The 20,538-nt window shown below is 74.4% G+C and carries 20 protein-coding genes; 8 read left to right on the forward strand and 12 right to left on the reverse strand.

All coding sequences use genetic code 11. From position 1 onward, the window contains the following. Window positions 1-2 precede the first annotated feature (2 nt). Both ACZLMO_RS03280 and ACZLMO_RS03285 read right to left on the reverse strand, forming a co-directional pair. Window positions 3-1,109: a DegT/DnrJ/EryC1/StrS family aminotransferase gene (locus tag ACZLMO_RS03280; RefSeq protein ID WP_463652901.1), complete on the reverse strand. Its 1,107-nt coding sequence runs from the start codon at window positions 1,107-1,109 to the stop codon at window positions 3-5. 14 nt (window positions 1,110-1,123) lie between these two features. After that, the gene (locus ACZLMO_RS03285) at window positions 1,124-1,723 is read right to left on the reverse strand and encodes an acyltransferase (RefSeq protein ID WP_425715600.1); all 600 of its coding nucleotides are present in this window, start codon (window positions 1,721-1,723) and stop codon (window positions 1,124-1,126) included. 106 nt (window positions 1,724-1,829) lie between these two features. On the opposite strand from ACZLMO_RS03285, the gene ACZLMO_RS03290 reads away from it, so the two are divergent. From ACZLMO_RS03290 to ACZLMO_RS03310, 5 genes are all read left to right on the forward strand, one after another. Continuing rightward, window positions 1,830-2,522 carry a glycosyltransferase family 2 protein gene (locus ACZLMO_RS03290; RefSeq protein ID WP_463652819.1) on the forward strand — a complete coding sequence of 231 codons (693 nt, stop codon included), beginning with the start codon at window positions 1,830-1,832 and terminating at the stop codon, window positions 2,520-2,522. After that, window positions 2,522-2,989: a DUF2304 family protein gene (locus tag ACZLMO_RS03295; RefSeq protein WP_463652820.1), complete on the forward strand. Its 468-nt coding sequence runs from the start codon at window positions 2,522-2,524 to the stop codon at window positions 2,987-2,989. The genes ACZLMO_RS03290 and ACZLMO_RS03295 overlap by 1 nt, the downstream gene beginning before the upstream one ends. A gap of 146 nt (window positions 2,990-3,135) precedes the next feature. Then, on the forward strand, window positions 3,136-4,539 hold the full coding sequence (locus tag ACZLMO_RS03300) for an LCP family protein (RefSeq protein WP_463652821.1): 1,404 nt from the start codon (window positions 3,136-3,138) through the stop codon (window positions 4,537-4,539). Between the two features lie 82 nt (window positions 4,540-4,621). Beyond that, window positions 4,622-6,148, forward strand: a complete 1,527-nt coding sequence (locus ACZLMO_RS03305; RefSeq protein WP_463652822.1) for an LCP family protein — start codon at window positions 4,622-4,624, stop codon at window positions 6,146-6,148. 46 nt (window positions 6,149-6,194) lie between these two features. Further along, window positions 6,195-7,598 (forward strand): hypothetical protein, encoded by a 1,404-nt coding sequence (locus tag ACZLMO_RS03310; protein ID WP_463652823.1) that lies wholly within the window; start codon window positions 6,195-6,197, stop codon window positions 7,596-7,598. 30 nt (window positions 7,599-7,628) lie between these two features. On the opposite strand, the gene ACZLMO_RS03315 is transcribed toward ACZLMO_RS03310, so the two are convergent. From ACZLMO_RS03315 to ACZLMO_RS03325, 3 genes are read right to left on the reverse strand one after another with little or no spacing between them, the layout of a single operon-like run. Then, the gene (locus tag ACZLMO_RS03315; RefSeq protein ID WP_463652824.1) at window positions 7,629-8,900 is read right to left on the reverse strand and encodes an amidohydrolase; all 1,272 of its coding nucleotides are present in this window, start codon (window positions 8,898-8,900) and stop codon (window positions 7,629-7,631) included. Window positions 8,901-8,907: 7 nt separating this feature from the next. Next, window positions 8,908-9,477, reverse strand: coding sequence for a 5-(carboxyamino)imidazole ribonucleotide mutase (gene purE / locus ACZLMO_RS03320; protein WP_463652825.1), 570 nt, complete (start codon window positions 9,475-9,477; stop codon window positions 8,908-8,910). Between the two features lie 18 nt (window positions 9,478-9,495). Further along, complete coding sequence (locus ACZLMO_RS03325) at window positions 9,496-10,680, reverse strand: 5-(carboxyamino)imidazole ribonucleotide synthase (RefSeq protein ID WP_463652826.1); 1,185 nt, start codon at window positions 10,678-10,680, stop codon at window positions 9,496-9,498. 76 nt (window positions 10,681-10,756) lie between these two features. Here ACZLMO_RS03325 and ACZLMO_RS03330 point away from each other — a divergent pair, with 76 nt between their 5' ends. Continuing rightward, window positions 10,757-11,380: a GtrA family protein gene (locus tag ACZLMO_RS03330; RefSeq protein WP_463652827.1), complete on the forward strand. Its 624-nt coding sequence runs from the start codon at window positions 10,757-10,759 to the stop codon at window positions 11,378-11,380. Window positions 11,381-11,421: 41 nt separating this feature from the next. On the opposite strand, the gene ACZLMO_RS03335 is transcribed toward ACZLMO_RS03330, so the two are convergent. The 5 genes from ACZLMO_RS03335 to ACZLMO_RS03355 form a co-directional block, all read right to left on the reverse strand. Continuing rightward, window positions 11,422-12,066, reverse strand: coding sequence for a lysoplasmalogenase (locus ACZLMO_RS03335; protein WP_425715609.1), 645 nt, complete (start codon window positions 12,064-12,066; stop codon window positions 11,422-11,424). A gap of 89 nt (window positions 12,067-12,155) precedes the next feature. Beyond that, on the reverse strand, window positions 12,156-13,478 hold the full coding sequence (locus tag ACZLMO_RS03340; RefSeq protein ID WP_425715610.1) for an ATP-binding protein: 1,323 nt from the start codon (window positions 13,476-13,478) through the stop codon (window positions 12,156-12,158). 1 nt (window position 13,479) lies between these two features. Then, complete coding sequence (locus ACZLMO_RS03345) at window positions 13,480-14,166, reverse strand: response regulator transcription factor (protein ID WP_425715611.1); 687 nt, start codon at window positions 14,164-14,166, stop codon at window positions 13,480-13,482. Window positions 14,167-14,306: 140 nt separating this feature from the next. Next, window positions 14,307-15,488, reverse strand: coding sequence for an adenylate/guanylate cyclase domain-containing protein (locus tag ACZLMO_RS03350; protein ID WP_425715668.1), 1,182 nt, complete (start codon window positions 15,486-15,488; stop codon window positions 14,307-14,309). 82 nt (window positions 15,489-15,570) lie between these two features. Further along, the gene (locus ACZLMO_RS03355; RefSeq protein ID WP_463652828.1) at window positions 15,571-16,431 is read right to left on the reverse strand and encodes a biotin--[acetyl-CoA-carboxylase] ligase; all 861 of its coding nucleotides are present in this window, start codon (window positions 16,429-16,431) and stop codon (window positions 15,571-15,573) included. Window positions 16,432-16,597: 166 nt separating this feature from the next. Here ACZLMO_RS03355 and ACZLMO_RS03360 point away from each other — a divergent pair, with 166 nt between their 5' ends. Together ACZLMO_RS03360 and ACZLMO_RS03365 are read left to right on the forward strand one after the other, a co-directional pair. Continuing rightward, entirely contained in the window at window positions 16,598-18,262 is a 1,665-nt protein-coding gene (locus ACZLMO_RS03360; RefSeq protein WP_463652829.1) for an acyl-CoA carboxylase subunit beta, read from the forward strand. Further along, the gene (locus ACZLMO_RS03365; RefSeq protein ID WP_463652830.1) at window positions 18,259-18,642 is read left to right on the forward strand and encodes an acyl-CoA carboxylase epsilon subunit; all 384 of its coding nucleotides are present in this window, start codon (window positions 18,259-18,261) and stop codon (window positions 18,640-18,642) included. Before ACZLMO_RS03360 ends, ACZLMO_RS03365 begins: the two co-directional genes overlap by 4 nt. On the opposite strand, the gene ACZLMO_RS03370 is transcribed toward ACZLMO_RS03365, so the two are convergent. Beyond that, on the reverse strand, window positions 18,633-19,271 hold the full coding sequence (locus tag ACZLMO_RS03370; protein WP_463652831.1) for a hypothetical protein: 639 nt from the start codon (window positions 19,269-19,271) through the stop codon (window positions 18,633-18,635). The two genes, ACZLMO_RS03365 and ACZLMO_RS03370, sit on opposite strands and share 10 nt — an antisense overlap. A 142-nt stretch (window positions 19,272-19,413) precedes the next feature. Next, complete coding sequence (locus ACZLMO_RS03375) at window positions 19,414-20,538, reverse strand: hypothetical protein (protein ID WP_463652832.1); 1,125 nt, start codon at window positions 20,536-20,538, stop codon at window positions 19,414-19,416.

The following is a 20,538-nucleotide window of genomic DNA, read 5'->3' on the forward strand; positions in this document are numbered from 1 at the left end:
GATCAGGCCCCCGCCCCGGTCACGGCCTCGACCGCGGCCGCGATGCGGTCGAGGTCGCCCTGCTCGAGGGAGGGGTGCACGGGCAGCGAGATGACCTGCTGCGCGGCGCGCTCGGTCTCGGGCAGCTCGAGGCCCGGCGCGAAGACGGCGAGGGACTCGAGGCGGTGGTTGGGGATCGGGTAGTACACGCCGCAGCCCACCTTGTGCTCCGCGCGCAGCGCGGCGACGATGCGGTCGCGCTCGGCGCCGCCGTCGCCCTCGACGGGCACGCGGACCGTGTACTGGTGGTAGACGTGCTCGGCGCCCTCGGCGACCGGGGGCACCACCACGCCGCGCAGGTTGGCGTCGAGGAACGCGGCGTTGGCCCGGCGCCGCTCGGTCCAGCCGAGGACCTTGCCGAGCTGGACGCGGCCGATCGCGGCGTGCACGTCGGTCATCCGCGTGTTGTACCCGACGACCTCGTTCTCGTACTGCTTCTCCATGCCCTGGTTGCGCAGGAGGCGCACCCGGCGGGCCAGCTTCTCGTCGCCCGTGGTGACCATGCCGCCCTCGGCGGAGGTCATGTTCTTCGTCGGGTAGAGGGAGAACGCGGCGAAGGCGCCGAACGTGCCGACCTGGCGGCCGCGGTAGGTGGCGGCGTGGGCCTGGGCGGCGTCCTCGAAGATCTGCAGGTCGTGCTCGTCGGCGATCGCCTGGAGCGCGTCCATGTTCGCCGGGTGCCCGTACAGGTGGACGGGCATGATGCCGCGCGTGCGCTCGGTGACCGCGGCACGCACCGACTCGGGGTCGAGGCAGAAGTGCTCGGGCTCGATGTCCGCGAACACCGGCGTCGCGCCGGTCAGCGCCACCGAGTTGCCGGTCGCCGCGAACGTGAAGGACGGGACGATGACCTCGTCGCCCTCACCGATGCCGGCGGCGACCAGGCCCATGTGCAGGGCGGACGTGCCGGAGTTGACGGCCACGGCGGTGCGGCCGGCGGCCAGGACCGAGGCGAACTCCTCCTCGAAGGCCTTGACCTCGGGCCCCTGGGCGATCATGCCGGTCCGCATCACACGGTCGACCGCCGCGCGTTCCTCGTCACCGATGACCGGCTTCGCCGCGGGGATCATGGGCAGCTCGTCGTTCACGCGTTCTCCTCCGTCTCGGTCAGCACGCCGTTCGTCTCGACGTACCGCTGCCCGGTCAGCGGGCACCGCCATTGTTCCCCGTCCTGGACGAGTCGGGCGCCCGAACGTCCTACCCATCCGATCTGCTTCGCGGGTACGCCGGCCACGAGGGCGTACGGGGTGACGTCCTTGGTCACCACAGCGCCGGCGGCCACGGTCGCCCAGGCGCCCACCGTCACGGGCGCGACGCACACGGCGCGGGCGCCGATCGCGGCGCCCTCCTCGATGGTCACGCCGACCGCGTCCCAGTCGGAGGCGGACTTGAGCGAGCCGTCCGGGTTGATCGCACGGGGATAGGTGTCGTTCGTCAGCACGGCCGCGGGCCCGATGAACACGCCGTCGCCGAGCCGCGCGGGCTCGTACACGAGCGCGTAGTTCTGGACCTTGCAGTGCCGCCCCATCTGCACGCCGGTGCCGATGTAGGCGCCGCGCCCCACGACGCAGCCCTCCCCCATCTCGACGTCCTCCCGCACCTGCGCGAGGTGCCAGACGGAGCTGCCGTCGCCGATGCGAGCGGTCTCCGCCACGTCGGCGGAGTCCACGATCCGTGCGGTCATGCGCTGCCCTTCGTGTCGCGGCCAACGATCCGCCCCCGGGCGAGCCGCTCACGCGACCGGCCCGCGCACGGCACGCTGCCCTGCTGTCGTCCACGAGCCTGCGACAATGCGGCCCATGCCCATGGTGCCACCCGTGGACGACGCCTGGCTCGTCATCCCCGTCTTCAACGAGGCGTCCGTCATCGGTCGCGTCGTGTCGGAGGCGCGCGAGACGTTCCCGCACATCGTCTGCGTCGACGACTGCTCGACCGACGCCTCGGGGGCCGCGGCCGCCGCGGCGGGCGCCGTCGTCGTCACGCACCCGTTCAACCTCGGGCAGGGGGCGGCGCTGCAGACCGGCATCGAGTACGTCCTCACGCGCACCGACGCCCGCTATCTCGTCACGTTCGACGCCGACGGGCAGCACCGGGTGGTCGACGCGGTCGACATGGTGGAGAGGGCCCGCACCGAGGACCTCGCCGTGGTCTTCGGCTCCCGCTTCCTCGACGACCGCACGAAGCCGGGCCTGCTCAAGCGGCTCGTCCTCAAGACGGCCGTGTGGGTGACCAACCAGTCCACCGGCATGCGCCTGACGGACGCCCACAACGGCCTGCGGGTCATCCGTCGCGACGCCGCCCGGCACGTCGACCTGCGGCAGAACCGCATGGCGCACGCCACCGAGATCGTGCTCCAGCTCGGCCGCACCTCGCTGCCGTGGTCGGAGCACCCGATCGAGATCGTCTACACCGACTACTCCAAGGCCAAGGGGCAGTCGCTGCTCAACTCCGTCAACATCCTGTGGGAGCTGGTGATCCGCTGATGCCCGTCTCCGGAGACACGCGGATCATCCAGATCCTCCTCCTCGTCGCCGTCGTCGCCTTCACCGTCCTGCTCACCCGGTCGACGGCGGGCTCCCGCCACCAGGCGATCCGCCGGCTCGGGCTCCTCGGCTTCATGGTGCTCGCCGCGATCTCGGTGCTGTTCCCCTCGTGGGTCTCGTCGGTGGCCCGGTTCGTCGGCGTCGGGCGTGGCACGGACCTCGTGCTCTACATCCTCGTCGTCGTGTTCTTCGGCTACGTGGTCGTCACGGCCCGGGGGCACGCACGGCGCGACCGGCAGACGACGATCCTCGCCCGGCGGCTCGCCATCCGGGAGGCCGACGGCGAGGTACGGCGCGCACCGTCGGGGACCCCGCGCGCCCCCGACGACCACACCCGCCACGCGCCCGACGACGAACCCCTGCGTGACGCGGACGACCCCGTCGAGGACCGCCGGGCCGACGACTAGCACCCGCACCACCGACCCACCGGCCCCACCTGGGACGAGACGCCTCCCACATCGCGGGCCGAGGACCAGCGCGGGGGCAGAACTCCCCGCCGCCATGCCGTCGACGGACGTCCACCTTTCGGCCACCCGGCCGTATCGTGAGAGTCATGCCGCCCGACGCCGAGGACGGCGCGGCCGAGCCGGAGACGCCGCGCGAGGAGCCCTACCAGCCCCGGCACCGCAAGCCTGCCCCGGCGCAGCGGCGGCGGCGCCGCGGACCGATCATCGCGGGGGCCGCCACGGCGGTCGTCGCCGTCGGGATCGGTGCGGTCGCCGCGATGTACAACGACCTCCAGGGCAACATCACCACCGAGGACGTCACGCACCTCCTCGACGAGGACGAGCGCCCCTCCGTCGTCGAGGACCCGGACGACCCGAACGCCGGGCAGGCGATGAACATCCTCGTCATGGGCTCCGACACCCGCGAGGGCGCGAACAGCGCCCAGGGCGGTCAGGAGGACGTCGAGGGCATGCGCTCCGACACCACGATGATCGTCCACATCTCCTCTGACCGGGAGCGGGTCGACATCGTCTCGATCCCCCGGGACACGCTCGTGCCGATCCCCTCCTGCACGCTCGAGGACGGTTCCGAGACCGAGCCCGTCGAGGCCGGGATGTTCAACTCCGCATTCCACACGGGTGGTCAGCACGGCGACGTGAGCGCGGCCGCCGCCTGCACGATCGCCACCGTCGAGGGCATGTCCGACGTCCGGATCGACGACTACATGGTGGTCGACTTCGCGGGGTTCATCGGCGTCGTCGAGGCCCTGGACGGGGTCCCGATGTACGTGGACGAGGACATCGACGACCCGGGTGCCGGGCTCGAGCTCGACGAGGGCTGCCAGATCCTCGACGGCGAGGAGGCGCTCGGCTACGCGCGCGCCCGCCAGACGCTCGGCGACGGGTCGGACATCTCCCGGATCGGCCGGCAGCAGCAGCTCGTCAGCGCCATCGCCCGCGACGTGCTCTCCAGCCGCGTCCTGTTCGACCTGCCGCGCCTGTACTCGGTGCTCGACGCCGGCACGCAGACCCTGACGACCTCGCCCGAGTTCGGCAGCATCCGCAACCTCGCCGGCCTCGCGGTCTCGCTGCGCGGCCTCGAGGGCGAGAACATCGGGTTCCTCACGATGCCCTGGGAGCCCGCGGGCTACCGCGTCACCCCGACCGAGGAGGCCGACGACGTGTGGGCCGCCCTGCGCGAGGACGAGCCGATCCCGGGGACGACCGCGGCGGCGGACCCCGAGCTCGGCGGCGGGACCCCGACCGACGAGTCGAACTCCGCGGGGACGGGCGAGAGCGCGTCCGAGGGGGCGTCGGACGGCGCGGCCCCGGAGGAGACCGGCACGGCGATCGGCACGGGCGGCGACCTGGCCCAGGAGGCACGGGACGCGGCCGCGGCGGAGGAGACCCCCACCGACGAGGCCGACAGCCACGGCACGCCCGACGACGCTGCCCCGCCCGCCCCGACGGCCGAGCCGGAGGCCGCCCCCCTCCCGCCGTGCACCCGGTGACCACTCCACGGGGTGGTGCCACCCGGTCGGTCGGGATCGCGGATAGCCTGCGGATCGCTGGACGACGACCCGGGGGGACACGATGAACGACGACGAGCTTCCGCCGTCGTACGCACCCCGCCGGGGGCGCCGGTCCGACGGTGCGCCGCAGCGACCGCCGCGGTCCGAGCGTCCCGCGGGCTCCGGGGCCGACGGTGCGCGTGACGGCGCCGGTGCCGCCACCGGCGCGACCCGGGTGAACCCGCGCCGCTCGTCCGCCGCGCCGCCTCCTCCGCCGAACGACCAGGGCAACGCCACCGTGCGGCGGTCGATCCGTCAGAGCCCGGCCGCCTCCCCGCGCCGCGCGGCCGCCGACCGCAGCGGCATCCCCACGCGCGCCGACGCAGGTGGCGCCCCCGTCGGTGGGCCCCGCGACGCCGGGGCCACGCGCGCCATGCCCGCCGCCGTGGCGGACGGCTGGAACGACGGCCACGCGCAGGCCGCACAGCCCCCGCCGTCGTACGCACCGCCGTCGTCCTCGCGGGCCGGCCGGTCCGCCGGGCCGCAGTACCCGGACCAGCCGCAGCACGCCCCCGGCCCGCAGCACCCCGGTGGTCCGCGGTATCCCGACGACCCCGGCCACCGCCCGCCACCGCCGCCGGGTCGGCCCCCGCGGCAGCGGCGTCGTCGTCGGCCGGGACGAGTGATCGCCCTCGTGCTCGTCACCCTCCTCGTGCTCGTCGTCGCGTGGCCCGTGGGCCTCGCGATCTGGGCCGACGGCCGGATCGCACACACCACCGCGCTCTCGGGCGCCGAGGACACGACCGGCACCACCTACGTCCTCGCGGGCACCGACACCCGCGGCGGCGCCATCGAGGACGGGGTCGAGGGCTCGCGCTCGGACTCGATCCTCGTGCTGCACGACCCGGAGTCCGGCACTCCCTCGCTCATCTCGCTGCCGCGCGACACCCTCGTCGAGATCCCCGGGCACGGCGACAACAAGCTCAACGCCGCCTACTCGCTCGGCGGGCCCGAGCTGCTCGTCCAGACCGTCGAGGAGCTCATGGGGCTCACCGTCGACCACTACGTGGAGATCGGCATGGGCGGACTCTCGGACATCGTCGACGCGGTCGGCGGGGTCGAGCTCTGCCTCGACTACGACGTGGAGGACGAGTTCTCCGGACTCAGCTGGCAGGCCGGGTGCCACGTCTCCGACGGCGAGACCGCCCTCGCGTTCGCCCGGATGCGCTACTCCGACCCCACCGGTGACATCGGCCGCGGGCTGCGCCAGCGCCAGGTCATCGGCGCGATCGCCGACTCCGTGGCAACGCCCGGCACCCTGCTCGACCCGCGACGCCACGTCTCGCTCGCCCGGACCGGCACCGACGTCCTCATCACCGACGAGGAGACCGGCATCGTCGACCTCGGCCGGCTCGCCCTCGCGTTCCGGGGCGCCTCGAACGGCGGGTTCGTCGGCGCACCGCCCGTGGCCGACCCCGCCTACCGGGCCGGCGGCCTCGGCGTGACCGTCCTGCTCGACGCCGACGCGATGCCCGCGTGGCTCGAGTCCGTCCGCGACGGGACGATCGCCCCGTCCTCGGAGGAGCCGACGACCCCCGCGGGCGGCTAGCGTCGGGGGTGTGCGCGGCGCACCGGTCGCGCGAGGAAGGACTTCGATGAACACCGACGCCCACGAGGGGTTCGCCCCGCGGCGCCCCACGCCCGAGGACGACGCCCGGCTCGGCGCCGAGGTCGACCGCGCCGGGCACCTGCTCGACGCCGGGGACCACGCCGCGGCCGTCACCGCCCTCGGCGACGTCCTCGGTTGGTCCGAGTCCCTCTACGGCCCCGCCGACGCCGACGTCCTGCTCGTGCGCGGGGAGCTCGGCAAGGCCCTCGGGCTGCTCGGTCGCCACTACGAGGCCGTCGACGTCCTCGGCCCCGGGGTGGTTCTTGCCCGCGAGCTCGGCCCGGAGGACGCCGAGACCCGCACCGGTCTCATCTCCGCGCTCATCGACGCGCTGCGCGCCTCGGGTCGGGGCGAGGAGACGCCGTCGCTCGAGCGTGAGCTCGAGGAGGCCGGTGGCGGTGCGTACGCCGGTGGCGGGTCGTACGCCGCCGCGCACGGGCGCGAGGCGGGCAACGGAGCCGGCGGCGTCGGTGGCGGTGACGGGGCGCCCGGTGGGGCGAACGTCGACGGCCTCGGCGAGGGCGGCCCGCACCAGGCCGATGCGCACGCGGACGGTGGGGCACACGCGGCCGCGGACGAGGTCCCCGACCACGACCGGTTCGCCGGACCGGACGGCTCGGACGACCTCGACGACACCGGAGCACCGGTCACGACCGGCTCGCACGCGAGCACCGGGGCGATGTCCGGCGTCGGCCCGGCGTCGGGCGGCTCGTCGCTCGCCGACGACCTCCGGGCGGCCGCGACCACCGGCGTCGAGCCGGAGCGTGCCCAGGAGCTCGTCGACCGCGCCGACTCCCCCGCCGACCGCCAGCTCCTCCCCGACGCGCTGCTCCTGCTCGCCGAGGCCCGCACGCGCGCGGAGGACCCGGACGGCGCGGTCGAGGCCTACGCCCGCCGCGCGGAGGCCGTCTCCTCGCTCGACGGCCCGACCTCGGGGACCGCCCTGCGCGCCGGCGCCCGCCACGTCACCGCCCTGGTCGAGGCCGGGCAGCTCGACGAGGCCCTCGACGCCAACATGTTCCTCGGCCGTGACGCGCGCCGGTACCGCCCCGAGGACCTCGAGCTCGCCGACATCGCGACGGCCCGCAGCGCAGACCTGCTCGCCGCCAAGGGTCGGTTCGAGGAGGCGCGCCAGGTGTTCGCCGAGCTGGTCGCGCTGCGGTCGAACCGGCCCGGCGTCGGTCCCGAGCACCTCTCCACGCTCGACGCCCGCCACCGCGAGGCGTGGGCGACCCTCGAGGTCGACCCGGGCCGGGCGCTGGCCCAGTTCGAGGAGCTGAGCGGCGACCTCGAGCGCCTGCTCCCGCCGGACCACCCGCTCATCGAGCAGGCCGCGAACGGAGCCGAGGAGGCCCGCTCGGACCTCGCCGGCGGGCCGGCGCAGGGCTGAGCGAGGGCTGAGCGAGGGCGGACCAGGGTCTCAGCGAGGGCCGACCGAGCCTCCTACGCCCCCGCGTCGTCCGGCCCCGGCGCCGAGGTGCGCGCGGGCGGCCGCGACCTGCGCACGAACCGCAACCTCGAGCGTGGGGTCGATGACGGGCGCGAACATCGGCGAGTGGTTGGCCGGGATCTCGGTCGCCACGGCATCGCGACCGGCGGCGTCGTCGTAGGTGTCCGCGTCGACGCACCCGACGAACCAGTACGCGTACGGCGCACCGAACGCGTCGCCGATCCGGGCGAAGTCCTCCGACGCCGTCATCGGGGTCGCCTCGAGCACCGCCTCGGCACCGAGGTCGGCGTGCAGGCCCTCGGCGGTGCGCGCCACCACGGACTCGTCGTTGTCGGTGAGCGGGAACTGGTCGTAGTACGCGAACTCGGGCTCGCGCGGCGTCCCCGCCGCCTCGCACTCGCCGTGCACGATGCGCTCGACCGCCTCGATCACCTGCTCGCGCACGACCGGGTCGTAGGTGCGCAGGTTGAGCAGGAGCTCGGCGCGGTCGGGGATGATGTTGGCCGAGGTCCCGGCCCGCACCGCGCCGACCGTGACCACCGCGAACGTCCCCGGCTCGATCTCCCGGGCCACGACGCCCTGGAGTCGCTGGACGACGTCGGCGGCGAGCACGACCGGGTCGATCGCCGTGTGCGGCATCGACCCGTGCGCGCCGCGGCCGTGCAGGGTGATCCGCACCGAGTCCCCCATCGACAGCACGGGCCCCGGGGCGATCGCCACCGTGCCCGCCGCGATCGGCATGACGTGCTGGCCGAGGACGACGTCCGGCGTCGGGACCCTGTCCGTCAGGCCGTCGTCGATCATCGCCTGCGCGCCGGCGGCGTCCTCCTCCGAGGGCTGGAAGAGGGCGACGTACGTGCCCGACCAGTCCGCCCGCCGCTCGGCGAGCACGCCGAGCGCGCCGACCAGGGCGGCGGTGTGCATGTCGTGCCCGCACGCGTGCATGAGGCCCTCGACCTCGGACGCGTAGGCGAGGCCGGTCGCCTCGGTGACGGCGATCGCGTCCATGTCCGCGCGGGCGAGCACGGTCGGTCCGTCCCCGTTCTCCAGCACGACGACGACGCCGGTGCCACCGATGCGCACGGGCGTCAGACCGAGGGCCGCGATCTCGGCCTCGACCCGTTCGGCCGTGCGGTGCTCCGCCAGGCCGAGCTCGGGCGTGCGGTGGAGGTCGGTGTAGAGCGTGCGCAGGTGCTCGAGGCGGTGGTCGACCTCGACACCAGCACCGTCGTCGAGGGGCACCGCCACCTCAGTCGTCCCGGTGGTCGTCGGCGAGCGAGGCGCGCAGCCGGGCACCGCGGGCGCGGGCGGAGTCGGCAAGGTCGGACTGGAAGTCGATCATCCGGTCGCGCAGCTCCTCTGCCCGGGCGCCCTCGCCGGCGCCGAGGATCCGGGCGGCGAGGAGGCCGGCGTTGCGGGCGCCGCCGATCGAGACCGTCGCGACCGGCACGCCCGCGGGCATCTGGACGATCGAGAGGAGGGAGTCCATGCCGTCGAGGTGCGCGAGCGGCACCGGCACGCCGATCACCGGGAGCGGGGTGACGGCGGCGAGCATGCCGGGCAGGTGGGCGGCCCCGCCGGCGCCGGCCACGATCACGCGCAGCCCGCGGCGGGCGGCGGCGCGCCCGTACTCGAGCATCTCGTCCGGCATCCGGTGGGCGGAGACGACGTCGACCTCGTGGCTCACGCCGAGCTCGTCGAGCGCGAGCGCGACGGCGGACATCACCCGCCAGTCCGAGTCCGACCCCATGACGATCCCGACCTCGACCATGACGTCCCCCTTCGGCTCCGGCGGCACGCGCGTCCGCCCGTGCCTCATCCTGGCATCCCTGCGGGCTCAGGCGCGGTGCAGCAGCTCCACGGCCGCCCGCGCGGAGGCGAGCAGCCCCTCGTGGTCCGCCCCCACCTCGGTCACGTGCCCGAGCTTGCGGCCCGGCCGCACCTCCTTGCCGTAGAGGTGGACCTTCGCGCGCGGGTGCCCGGCGAGGACCGCGGGGTACGCGGCGGACGGCTCGGGCCGCTCGGCGCCGAGGAGGTTGACCATGACCGCGGCGGGGGCGAGCGGGGCGGTGTCCCCGAGCGGGAGGTCGAGGACGGCCCGCAGGTGCTGCTCGAACTGGCTGGTCACGGCGCCGTCGATCGTCCAGTGCCCCGAGTTGTGCGGCCGCATGGCGAGCTCGTTGACGAGGAGCCGTTCGCCGTCGTCGCCCGGGGCGAGGAACATCTCGACGGCGAGGACGCCCGTGACGCCGAGCCCCGTCGCGACCCGCTCGGCGATCGCGCGCGCCTGCTCGGCGAGCGTCTCGGTCAGGCCGGGCGCCGGCGCGAGCACCTCGGCGCACACCCCGCCGACCTGCCGCGTCTCGACGACCGGCCAGCTGCGGACCTCGCCCGTGGCGCCGTCCGGGCCCGCTGCGTCAGGTCCCGAGCCACCCGGCCGGCGCGCCGTCAGGGCCGCGAGCTCGCGCGTGAAGGGCACCTTCTCCTCGACGAGGAGCCGCGCGCCCGGGGCGAGGTCGGCGAGCCAGTCCGCCACGTCGCCCGGGGCGGAGACCACCCGCACGCCCTTGCCGTCGTAGCCGCCGCGGGCGGTCTTGACGACGACCGGACCGCCGGCCTCGGCGAGGGCGGCGGCGAGCTCGTCGGCGCTCGCCACGGTGGTCCACCACGGGCACGGAACGCCGAGCGCGCCCAGGCGCTCGCGCATGACGATCTTGTCCTGCGCGTGCGTGAGCGCGTCCGGACCGGGGCGGACCGGTACGCCGGTGGCGGCGACGGCGGCCAGGACCTCGGCCGGGACGTGCTCGTGCTCGAAGGTGAGGACGTCGGCGCCCTCGGTGAGGCGGAGCACGGCGTCGACGTCGTCGGCCCGTCCCACCACGACGTCGGGGACCACCTGCGCGGTCGGCGCATCCGTGGACTCGACGAGGACCCGCAGGTGCACGTCGAGAGCGAGCGCCGCCGGCGCCATCATGCGGGCGAGCTGCCCACCGCCGATCACGGCCACGGTCCGTCGGGTCACGGGGAGACAGCCTAGACGGTGCGAACTCCCCCGCACCGGCCCCGTCCGCGCGGGCCGGCCCGCCTACAGTTGTCCGGTGCGACGCCTCATCGATCTCCTCCTGCGCGGCCAGACCTGGCGGGAGTGGTGGATCGAGTTCCTCAGGTTCTGCACGGTGGGGCTCTCGGCGTTCGTCGTCGACATCGGCCTGTTCAACCTCCTGCGCTTCGGCCCCGGCGAGCTCCTCCTCGACAGGCCGCTGACGGCGAAGGTCATCTCGGTCGCCGTCTCGATCGTCGTGGCCTGGACCGGCAACCGGCTGTGGACCTTCCGGGAGAAGCGGCGCTCGGCCGCCCACCGCGAGGCACTGATGTTCCTGCTCGTCAACATCGGCGGCATGCTCGTGGCCGTCGGCTGCCTCGCGTTCTCGCACTACGTCCTCCGCCTCACCTCGCCGCTGGCGGACAACATCTCCGCCAACGGCGTGGGGCTCGTGCTCGGCACCGCCTTCCGGTACGTCTGCTACCGGTACGTCGTGTTCACCGAGGACCACTCGGCGGACGGGACGGCGGACGAGCGGACCCCCGTGCCCGACGACGATCCCGCCACACCCGGTGCGCCCGCCGGCGGCGGGGCCGACCCGGTGAGCTCCGATCCCGTGAGCTCCGATCCGGTCGTGCACGGGTCGGTGTCCAGCGACAGCGCCACCGCTGACCGCTGACCGGCGACTACTGACCGGCAGCGAGCGGCGATGTGCGTGCGTCAGCCGCGCGCCCGCTCGCGGCCCTGGACCCGCACGACGCCCGCGGCGAGCAGCACCTGCGCGGCGACGTAGGTGAGCATCACCCACATCCCGTTCCCGGGCAGCTCGAGGCCGGCGAACGTGCGCAGGGCGATGAGCGAGTCCGAGACGATGAAGACGAGCGCGCCGACGGCGGCGGCCGTGCCGAGCGCCGGCGCCAGCATCGCGGTCGCGAGGATCGCCACGGCGTAGGCCACGACGGCCGGCAGAAGCGTGCCCGCGCCCTGCGCACACAGCATGACGAGCACGATCCCGTAGCCGAGGAACGGGAGCACGAGCACGGGCGCGCGCCACACGGGGGTGCCCCGACGGCGCGGCCACAGCGCGATCACCCAGCTCACGTGGGCGAGCAGGAACAGCGCGAGCATCGCCTCGAACCCACCCGTGTCGAGGAAGCGCGGCACGAGGTCGCCCCCCCAGGACAGGGCGAGCGCGGCGAGCGCCCAGGAGGTCGTGTGCGAGCGGGGCGCCGGGGTCAGGGCGAGGACCGCGACCATGAGCGGCGGCAGGAGGAGCGGCTGCGAGACCTCCCGCAGCCAGCCGGGCCCGGTGAGCTGGGCGACCAGGTGGGTGAGCGTGACGACGGCGAGGACCACCACGGACACGAGGGCGACGGAGACCTCGGTGCGGCCGGGCCCGCGGCGCGGACCGGGGCGTGCCTCACCCCGGGGCCCGTCGCGACGCCCGCCCCCGGTCACCGGCGCCCGCGCCTGCGGCCCACGGACACGAGGGCGCCCTGCGGGAGGACGGCCTCGGGGGTCAGCTCGCGCGGGACCGCGTGGACGAACACCCGGAAGATCGGGGGCCGCCGCTGCGTGAGCTCGAGCCGGCCGCCGTCGGCCGTCACCAGCTCGCGCGCGAGCGCCAGGCCCAGGCCCGTCCCGGACTTGCCGGACACGTGCTTGGTGAAGATCTCGGGCGCCAGCTCGTCGGAGACGCCGTCGCCCTCGTCGGCCACGTCGATGAACACGCCCTTGGCGCCGGAGGCCGAGCGGGTCGTCACGGTGGTGCTGCCGGCGCCGTACTTCAGCGAGTTCTCGATGAGGGTCGCCAGCACCTGGGACAGGGAGCCGGGCGTGACGAGGACGGGCATGTCGGCGTCGTCGGTGAAGGAGAGGTCGCGGTCCGCGGCGAGGAAGGTCTGCTGCCACTCCTCGTCCTGCTGGGCGAAGATCTCGTCGAGGTTGACGACCTCGGTCGAGCCGCCGCCCGCGGAGCGCGACGTCTTGAGCAGGTCGTCGACCACGCCGGTCAGGCGCTCGACCTGCTCGAGCGAGCGGCGCGCCTCGTCGCGCACCTCCTCCTGCTCGCTCGTCATCTCGATCTCCTCCAGGCGCATCGAGAGCGCGGCGAGCGGGGTGCGCAGCTGGTGGGACGCGTCCGCGGCGAACTGGCGCTCGGCGGCGAGCCGGCCGGCCATGCGGTCGGAGGTCCGCACGAGCTCATCGGCGACGAGGTCGATCTCCTCGATGCCGGAGACCTGCATGCGCGGCCGCACCTGGCCGGACCCGATCTGCTCGGCGGAGGCGGCGAGGTAGATGAGCGGGGCGGACAGGCGCCGCGCGAGCCGCGAGCCGATGGCCACCGCGATGCCGAGGGCCATCATCGAGGTGACGGCGATGATGCCGACCACCTGCATGACCCGGAACCACACCTGGGAGATCGGGATCTCCATGATCACCTCGGCGCCGGACGGGGTGCGGCTCACCGAGCGCATGACGTCGCCCTCGATGGCCGGTCCGCCGTTGAACACCTCGCCCTCGGGGCTGCGGACGACGATGTTGGCCTCGATGTTGTTCTGCCCGCCGACCCACGCGACGAGCATGTCGTCGTCGAGCTCCTCGTTCGTCGCGATGCGGCGCTCGACCGACCGGGACAGCGAGGAGTTGCGCAGGTCGAGGGTGGCGCGCTGGTCGCCCCAGATCATCGCCCCGCCGAACACCGCGAGCGGTGCGCCGACGACGAGGACCGCCACCGTCACCGCCACGACGATCATGCGGATCGCGCGGCGGCGCACATCACCCTCCGGAGGTCTCGAACCGGAAGCCGATCGCGCGGACGGTCGTGATGTAGCGCGGCTGGTCCGCGGAGTCGCCGAGCTTGCGACGCAGCCAGGACACGTGCATGTCGAGGGTCTTGGTGGATCCCGTGGGATCGGTCCCCCACACCTCCTGCATGATCGCCTCGCGCGTGACGACCGAGCCCGCGTCCCGCACGAGCACGCGCAGGAGCTCGAACTCCTTCGCGGTCAGGTGCATCTCGCGGGTGCCGCGGAAGGCGCGGTGGGCGGCGACGTCGACGCGGACGTCCTGCGCCACCAGCTCGTCCTCCTCGGTGATGTCCCCACCGGCGCGGCGCAGGAGCGCCCGGACGCGGGCGAGGAGCTCGGCCAGTCGGAAGGGCTTGGTGACGTAGTCGTCCGCCCCGGCGTCGAGCCCGACGACGAGGTCCACCTCGTCCGCCCGGGCCGTCAGCACGAGGATCGGCACGGTCAGGCCGCGTGAACGGATCGCACGGGCCACGTCCAGGCCGTCCATGTCCGGCAGCCCGAGGTCGAGGACCACGAGGTCGGCGCCACGGGCGACGTCCTCGAGGGCGGCACCTCCGGTGGTGTGGGAGCGCACCTCGTAACCCTCACGGCCGAGGGCGCGGGCGAGCGGTTCGGCGATCGCAGGGTCGTCCTCGACGAGCAGCACGTCAGTCACATCTGCATCGTAGGCGCAATCGTCAACGATTGGTCAAGTCGACGGGTCGTGGACGTGCCGGGGCGGTCGCGTCGGGGGCTCGGCGGATCGCGACGCGGGCTCAGCCGGTCGCGTGGCGGCACAGCCGGTGGCGTGGGGGCTCAGCCGGTCGCGCGCACGAGCTCGACCGGCGAAACCTGGCCGATCCCCTCGAGGCCGGCGGCCGGCAGCGGGACCATCCGGAACTCACCCACCCGGTCGCGGGCGGAGAGCTCGTCCGCGGTGGCGGAGTCCATGAGGACGGACCCGGCCGGGGCGACGTCGACGAGCCGCGAGGCGAGGTTGACGCTGGGGCCGAAGATGTCGCCGAACCGGGAGACCACCTCGCCCCAGACGAGGGAGGCGCGCACCGGCAGCATGCGCTCCTTCGCCGTGAGCGCGGCGATGAGGTCGACGCACACCTCGGCGGCGAGCACGAGGTCGTCGGCGACGTAGAGGACGGCGTCGCCGATCGTCTTGACGATGCGGGCGCCGGCCGAGGTGATGACGTCGCGCGAGGTGTACTCGAAGGTCTGGACGAGGTCGGCGAGCGCCGCGGAGCCGAGCTCGGTCGACCGGCGCGTGTAGGCGACCATGTCGACGAACCCGAGCGCGCGGGTGAGCGGGTAGCGCTCCGCCGAGCCGGCCGATCCCGGCGCCGTCGCGGGCTCGCGGCTCGCGACCTCCGCCTCCGTGCGGCGCAGGAGCGCGGCGAGCTGGCGCCGCCAGGCGTAGCTCAGCTGCTTCTCGAGCACGTCGGTGTGGTCGCCGACCTTGTCGAGGAACAGGCGCCGGGCGGACGTGTCGTCGATCCCGCGCTGGCGCGAGATCCCCTCGACGAGCGCCTCGGTCTGCCAGAGCACGAGCCGGTCGGTCGTGTGCGACTGCGCGCGCAGCAGCGAGATCGCGGTCGACATGTCGATCCTGCCGTCGTCGAGCTGCGTGGCCATCGAGCGCAGCGCCGCGACGTCCGAGTCGGTGAAGACGACGCTCGTCTCGCCGACGTTGGGGAAGCCCATCGCCCGCCAGAACGTGTGGGCGAGCTCGAGGGAGGTCCCGGCCTGCTCGGCCAGCTCGCGGATCGTGTACACGGCGTCGGAACCGATGAGGGCGCGCACCCGGTCGTCGACCGTGCCGGGGCCGATCGCTGCCTCCGCCGGTACCTGAGCCGCACTCTCGACACTGTCGGAGGTGGCCGCCGGCGCCTGAGCCGCACTCTCGGCAAGTTCAGGGGCGCCGGGGTCGACGCGGGCCCCACCGTCGGACGGGCCGACGGCAGGTCGGCCCTCCGGCGTGCGCTGCATCACAGGGAGATCGTAGTGGGTGCCTGCCGGTCGTGGGTGGGCCCTCCGTCCCCGTGGGCGGTCGGTGCCGCCCGGGCCGGGATCAGGGTGCGACCTCGTCGTCGTGCAGGACGGTCCCGTCCCCCGCCGTCCCGTCGCCGGCGGGGAGCGCCGGGTCGACCTGGACGAACCTCACGTGCGTGACGTCGCCGGTGACGAGGACGTGCTCCTCGCCGGAGTCGTCGACGACGACGAGCGCACCGGTCGGGTCGAGCCGTTCCGCCCGGCCCGTGATCTCGGAGCCGTCGGGCAGCGTGACGCGCACGGACTTGCCGATCGTGATCGACCCCTGCACCACGTCGTCGGCGAGCCCGGCCCCCTCCGCGTCGCCGCCCGCCGCCACGAGCCGGTCGAGCAGGCCCGGCAGGTGCGTGCCGATCGCCTCGAGCACCTGCGCGGGCGTGGCAACGACGCCGACGTCGCCGAGGCTCGCCCCCCACTCCACCGGCACGCTGCCGGGGGCGAGGTTGACGCCGATGCCGACGACGAGCGCGCGCGTGCGGGGGCTGACCTCGACGAGGATGCCGGCCACCTTGCGGGCCCGCCCCCAGCCGTCGACCGGATCGGTACCAGCGCCGAGAAGAACCACGTCGTTGGGCCACTTGGTGGCGGCGGGCACGCCGAGGTCGGTGAGCGCCCGGCGCACGGCGAGCGCCACGACGACCGGAACCCAGGTGGTGCGCACCGGCGGCAGGTCGACCCGCAGGACGATCGACGCGGTGAGGGCCGAGCCCTCCGCAGTGACCCACTCGCGCCCGGCGCGGCCCCGTCCGTCGGTCTGGTGGTGCGCCACGAGCACGGACAGGTGCGGCCAGGCGTCGGGGTCGGTGTCCGCGAGTGCGAGCGCGTCGGCATTCGTCGAACCGGTCGAGTCGACCTCGACCACGCGGCTGAAGGTGCTCATGGTCAGAGCCAACCACGCGTCGTGGCCCCGCGCGCCCGCCGAGCGTGCGACACGTGGGGGATCTGTGTCGAGATGCGTGGAGACGCGGTCCGGGTGGCATCGGTTCCCGGTCCTCGCCCCGCGTCCCGGCGTCGGGGTGGCCGGTCGAGCATCTAGGCTGCCACGGGTGAGCGACGCAGCACCCCACCCCACCGGCACGACCGGAGCCGACCCTGCGACAGGACCCGACGATGCGAGCGGCCCCGACGGCGTGAGCGGGACCCGGTCGAAGATCGACGACCTCGCCCGCCGGCGCAAGAGCGAGATCGACGCCGTGACCGAGGCCGGCGCGGCCAAGCAGGCCAAGCGGGGCAAGCGCAGCGCGCGCGAGCGGATCGAGGCGCTCCTCGACGTCGGGAGCTTCACCGAGCTCGACGCCTTCGCCACGCTGCGCTCGACCGCGTTCGGCCTGGACAAGAAGCGCGTCTCGGGCGACGGCGTCATCACCGGCCACGGCACGATCGACGGCCGGCAGGTCTGTGTCTACAGCCAGGACTTCACGGTGCTCGGCGGCTCGCTCGGCGAGGTGCACGGGCAGAAGATCGCCAAGGTGATGGACCTCGCCCTGCGCACCGGGGTGCCGATCATCGGGATCTCCGACGGCGGCGGGGCCCGCATCCAGGAGGGCGTCGCGGCCCTCACCCAGTTCGCGGAGATCTTCCGCCGCAACGTGGCCGCCTCCGGCGTCATCCCGCAGATCTCGCTCATCCTCGGGCCGAGCGCCGGAGGTGCCGTGTACTCCCCGGCTCTGACGGACTTCATCGTCATGGCCGAGGGGACGTCGAACATGTTCATCACCGGCCCGGACGTCATCCGGTCGGTCACGGGCGAGGACGTCGGGTTCGAGGAGCTCGGCGGGGCCTCGACGCACTCGACCCGCTCCGGGGTGGCGCACTACGCCGCGTCCGACGAGGACGACGCGATCGACTACGTCCGCGCGCTGCTCTCGTTCCTGCCGAGCAACAACCTCTCCGAGCCGCCGAGCTGGCCGCCGGCGGACGCCGAGGACTCCGCGGAGATCGTCGCGATCGACCACGAGCTCGACGACCTCGTGCCGGACTCGGACAACCAGCCCTACGACATGCACACGGTCATCGAGCACATCGTCGACTACGGCGAGGCGCTCGAGGTCTCCGCGGCGTTCGCGCCGAACATCATCACCGCGTTCGGGCACGTCGAGGGCCGCCCGGTGGGCATCGTGGCGAACCAGCCGAGCTCGATGGCCGGGACGCTCGACATCGACGCCGCCGAGAAGGCCGCCCGGTTCGTCCGCACGTGCGACGCGTTCAACGTCCCCGTCCTCACGCTCGTCGACGTCCCCGGCTTCCTCCCGGGCACGGACCAGGAGTGGCAGGGCATCATCCGCCGCGGCGCCAAGCTCATCTACGCCTACGCCGAGGCCACCGTCCCGCTCGTCACCGTCATCACGCGCAAGGCGTACGGCGGCGCCTACATCGTCATGGGGTCCAAGCAGCTCGGGGCCGACATCAACCTCGCCTGGCCGACGGCGCAGATCGCGGTGATGGGCGCCGGCGGTGCGGTCAACATCCTCCACCGCGGTGCGCTGAAGAAGCTCGGTGAGGAGGGCGGCGACGTCGAGGCCGAGCGCGCCCGTCTGACCGGCGAGTACGAGGACGCGCTCATCAACCCGTGGGAGGCGGCCCGCCGCGGCGACGTCGACGCGGTGATCGCCCCCCACGAGACGCGCTCCCAGGTGGTCCGGGCGCTGCGGGCGCTGCGCACCAAGCGCGCCACCCTGCCCGAGAAGAAGCACGGGAACATCCCGCTGTGACCGAGGGGGACGCGCGGGACTGGTCCGGACCCGAGGGCGACGACGAGCTCGTCGCCGACGCGCGCCGCGACCTGGGCAACGGCCCGTCCACCGAGGACGTCGCGGCTCTCGCTGCGCTCACGGTGGTCTCCGGGACCCCCGACGAGGACGAGCTCGCCGCCCTGCTCGCCGGACTCGCGACGGCGCGGGCGCTCGCGCGCACCGACGACGCGGACGGCGGCGGGACGGGCGAGGCGGGACGGCCCGGGGTCGGCGTGACGGCCGGCGGGACGGGGTCCGGCGGTGCCGGTCGGGCGACCTCGGCCTGGGGCGACCACGCCCACCGGCTCGGCGTTCGACGCGCGGGCGCGGGCGCCTGGCGCTGGTCCGCTCAGCGGTAGCCGGGGGGCGAGGTCGGTCCCGGGGGCGAGACCGGGCGAGGGGACGGGAACGGCTCCGGGACCACCCACCCGTACTGCTTCGCGAACGCGGTCGTCAGCTGCGCGAGGCTCGGGGCGCGCACCGCGACGGCGATCTCGTGCAGAAGCCGCGCGTCGGACTCGGGCATCGTCGGGGCGACCATCCGCATCCGGAAGGGTCGGGCGGCCTGCGTGCCGGACCGGAGCGTCACGTAGATCATGGTGTCGCCCGCCGGGTAGCCCTGTGCCGGCGGCAGCGCCCGCGGGTCGGGCCGCACGCCCTTGCGCTTGAAATAGGGATGGAAGCCGACGTCGGCGAGGTCGTCGAGCGAGGTGTGCTCGCCGCGCACCGCGACGGTCCGGGCGCCGAGATCGACGACGATCCGTCGATGGAGCCGCACCGCGACGAACCCGTAGATGCCGAGCATGGCGAGCACGGTGCCGACGGCGACGACCAGCGCCTCCTCGGGCGTGGCCTGGTCCTGATGGCCCCAGCCGCCAGGGACCTGCACGAGGAAGTACCCGATCACCGCGCACGGCACGGCGTAGAGGAGGGCGCGCCAGAGGGTTCCCCAGAGGGACGGGCGTGGAATCGTGACGGGGCCGCGCACCGGTGTCCCGTGGCCCGGAAGCCCGTGGCCGGGCCATGGGGCGCCATGCCCAGACGACGGGGTCCCGCTCGTGGGCGACCACGGGGGCTGGTGTCCGGTCACGCGGATCAGGGTATCCGGGCACGCGGGCCGCACCCGCCTCTCAGGACGGGTGGCCCGTGCCGGCTCCGAACTGCTCCCACACCGCCCGCAGGCGCGCCGAGATCCGGAGCATGACGGCGCGCCCCACCGGGCCGGAGCGCCGGAGCCACTCGACGACCTCTCCCGTGGCCGAGGGGCTGAGCAGCATGCCCAGCTCGGCGAGGTGCCGGGGGCCGTCCTGCGCGGCGACGGCCGTGACGTCGCGCGAGCCGGTCAGGACGGCGAGCGCCCGGACCACCTCGACATCGAGAACAGGTGTCGAGATCTCGTCGACGTCGAGTCGGCCCGACTCCGGGGCGAGCGGCTCGAGGATCTCCCCGCCCCCGCGCGAGGCCGCGCCGAGCCGGTCGGCGTCGACCCCGGCCGCGACGAGGGCCGCCACCACCTCCCGGGCCGCGACGGGGTCGCCGAGCATGACCAGGCGGATGGCCTCCGGTCCGGCACCGAGGGACCGGGAGACCGCACGCATGCCGGCCGTCTCGGGCCGGTCGACGACGGCACCCCGGAGGACGGACCGGACGGCGGCCTCGGGCGTTCCTCCCGCGGGCGGCTCGAGCCAGCCCGGAGGCTCGAGCAGCCCGCGCTCGACCATGGCGCGCACGACCGGGGCGGTCGCCCCGCCCGCGCGCCCGAGGACGTCGGCGACCCGCTCGGCGTGCCGTCGCGGCAGGCGCCGGACAAGGGGCACGCCCATGAGAAGGATGCGGGCGACGACTCGACCACCCGCACTCAGCTCCAGCTCCTGGGGCGCGGTCGCCGGGGTCGGCGCCCACCAGGTGGCGCCGGGCCTGGAGCCGGCGCGGAAGCCGTCGATGTCCGCGAGGGGCGTCGCGGTGCCGGCGGAGTGGATGAGACCGGCATCGAGATCGGCGGTGACCGGCGGGTACCTCCGAGCGACCCCTGCCAGCAGGAGCAGCGCAAGGACCGCCCCCGTCAGCGCTCCGACCGCGCCGCCCACGACGACCTCCCCGCTGCGCACCCCCGCGATCTCACCGCGGAGGTCGGCCAGGCCGACGCCGATCATGGCGCCGGCGAGCCCGAGCAGCGCGACGCCGAGCACGACGACGTGGAGGTTGTTCCGGTAGAGGTTCGGGGTGAGCCGGACCGGCTCCTCGGGCCCGCTCAC

This window comes from Georgenia sp. G2120, from assembly GCF_055326485.1.

Bases quoted from the DNA above. Each gene is read 5' to 3' on its own strand.
- ACZLMO_RS03280 (WP_463652901.1), bottom strand. From the start codon at position 1,109: ATGATCCCCGCGGCGAAGCCGGTCATCGGTGACGAGGAACGCGCGGCG.
- ACZLMO_RS03285 (WP_425715600.1), bottom strand. From the start codon at position 1,723: ATGACCGCACGGATCGTGGACTCCGCCGACGTGGCGGAGACCGCTCGC.
- ACZLMO_RS03290 (WP_463652819.1), top strand. From the start codon at position 1,830: ATGCGGCCCATGCCCATGGTGCCACCCGTGGACGACGCCTGGCTCGTC.
- ACZLMO_RS03295 (WP_463652820.1), top strand. From the start codon at position 2,522: ATGCCCGTCTCCGGAGACACGCGGATCATCCAGATCCTCCTCCTCGTC.
- ACZLMO_RS03300 (WP_463652821.1), top strand. From the start codon at position 3,136: ATGCCGCCCGACGCCGAGGACGGCGCGGCCGAGCCGGAGACGCCGCGC.
- ACZLMO_RS03305 (WP_463652822.1), top strand. From the start codon at position 4,622: ATGAACGACGACGAGCTTCCGCCGTCGTACGCACCCCGCCGGGGGCGC.
- ACZLMO_RS03310 (WP_463652823.1), top strand. From the start codon at position 6,195: ATGAACACCGACGCCCACGAGGGGTTCGCCCCGCGGCGCCCCACGCCC.
- purE (WP_463652825.1), bottom strand. From the start codon at position 9,477: ATGAGGCACGGGCGGACGCGCGTGCCGCCGGAGCCGAAGGGGGACGTC.
- ACZLMO_RS03350 (WP_425715668.1), bottom strand. From the start codon at position 15,488: ATGCAGCGCACGCCGGAGGGCCGACCTGCCGTCGGCCCGTCCGACGGT.
- ACZLMO_RS03355 (WP_463652828.1), bottom strand. From the start codon at position 16,431: ATGAGCACCTTCAGCCGCGTGGTCGAGGTCGACTCGACCGGTTCGACG.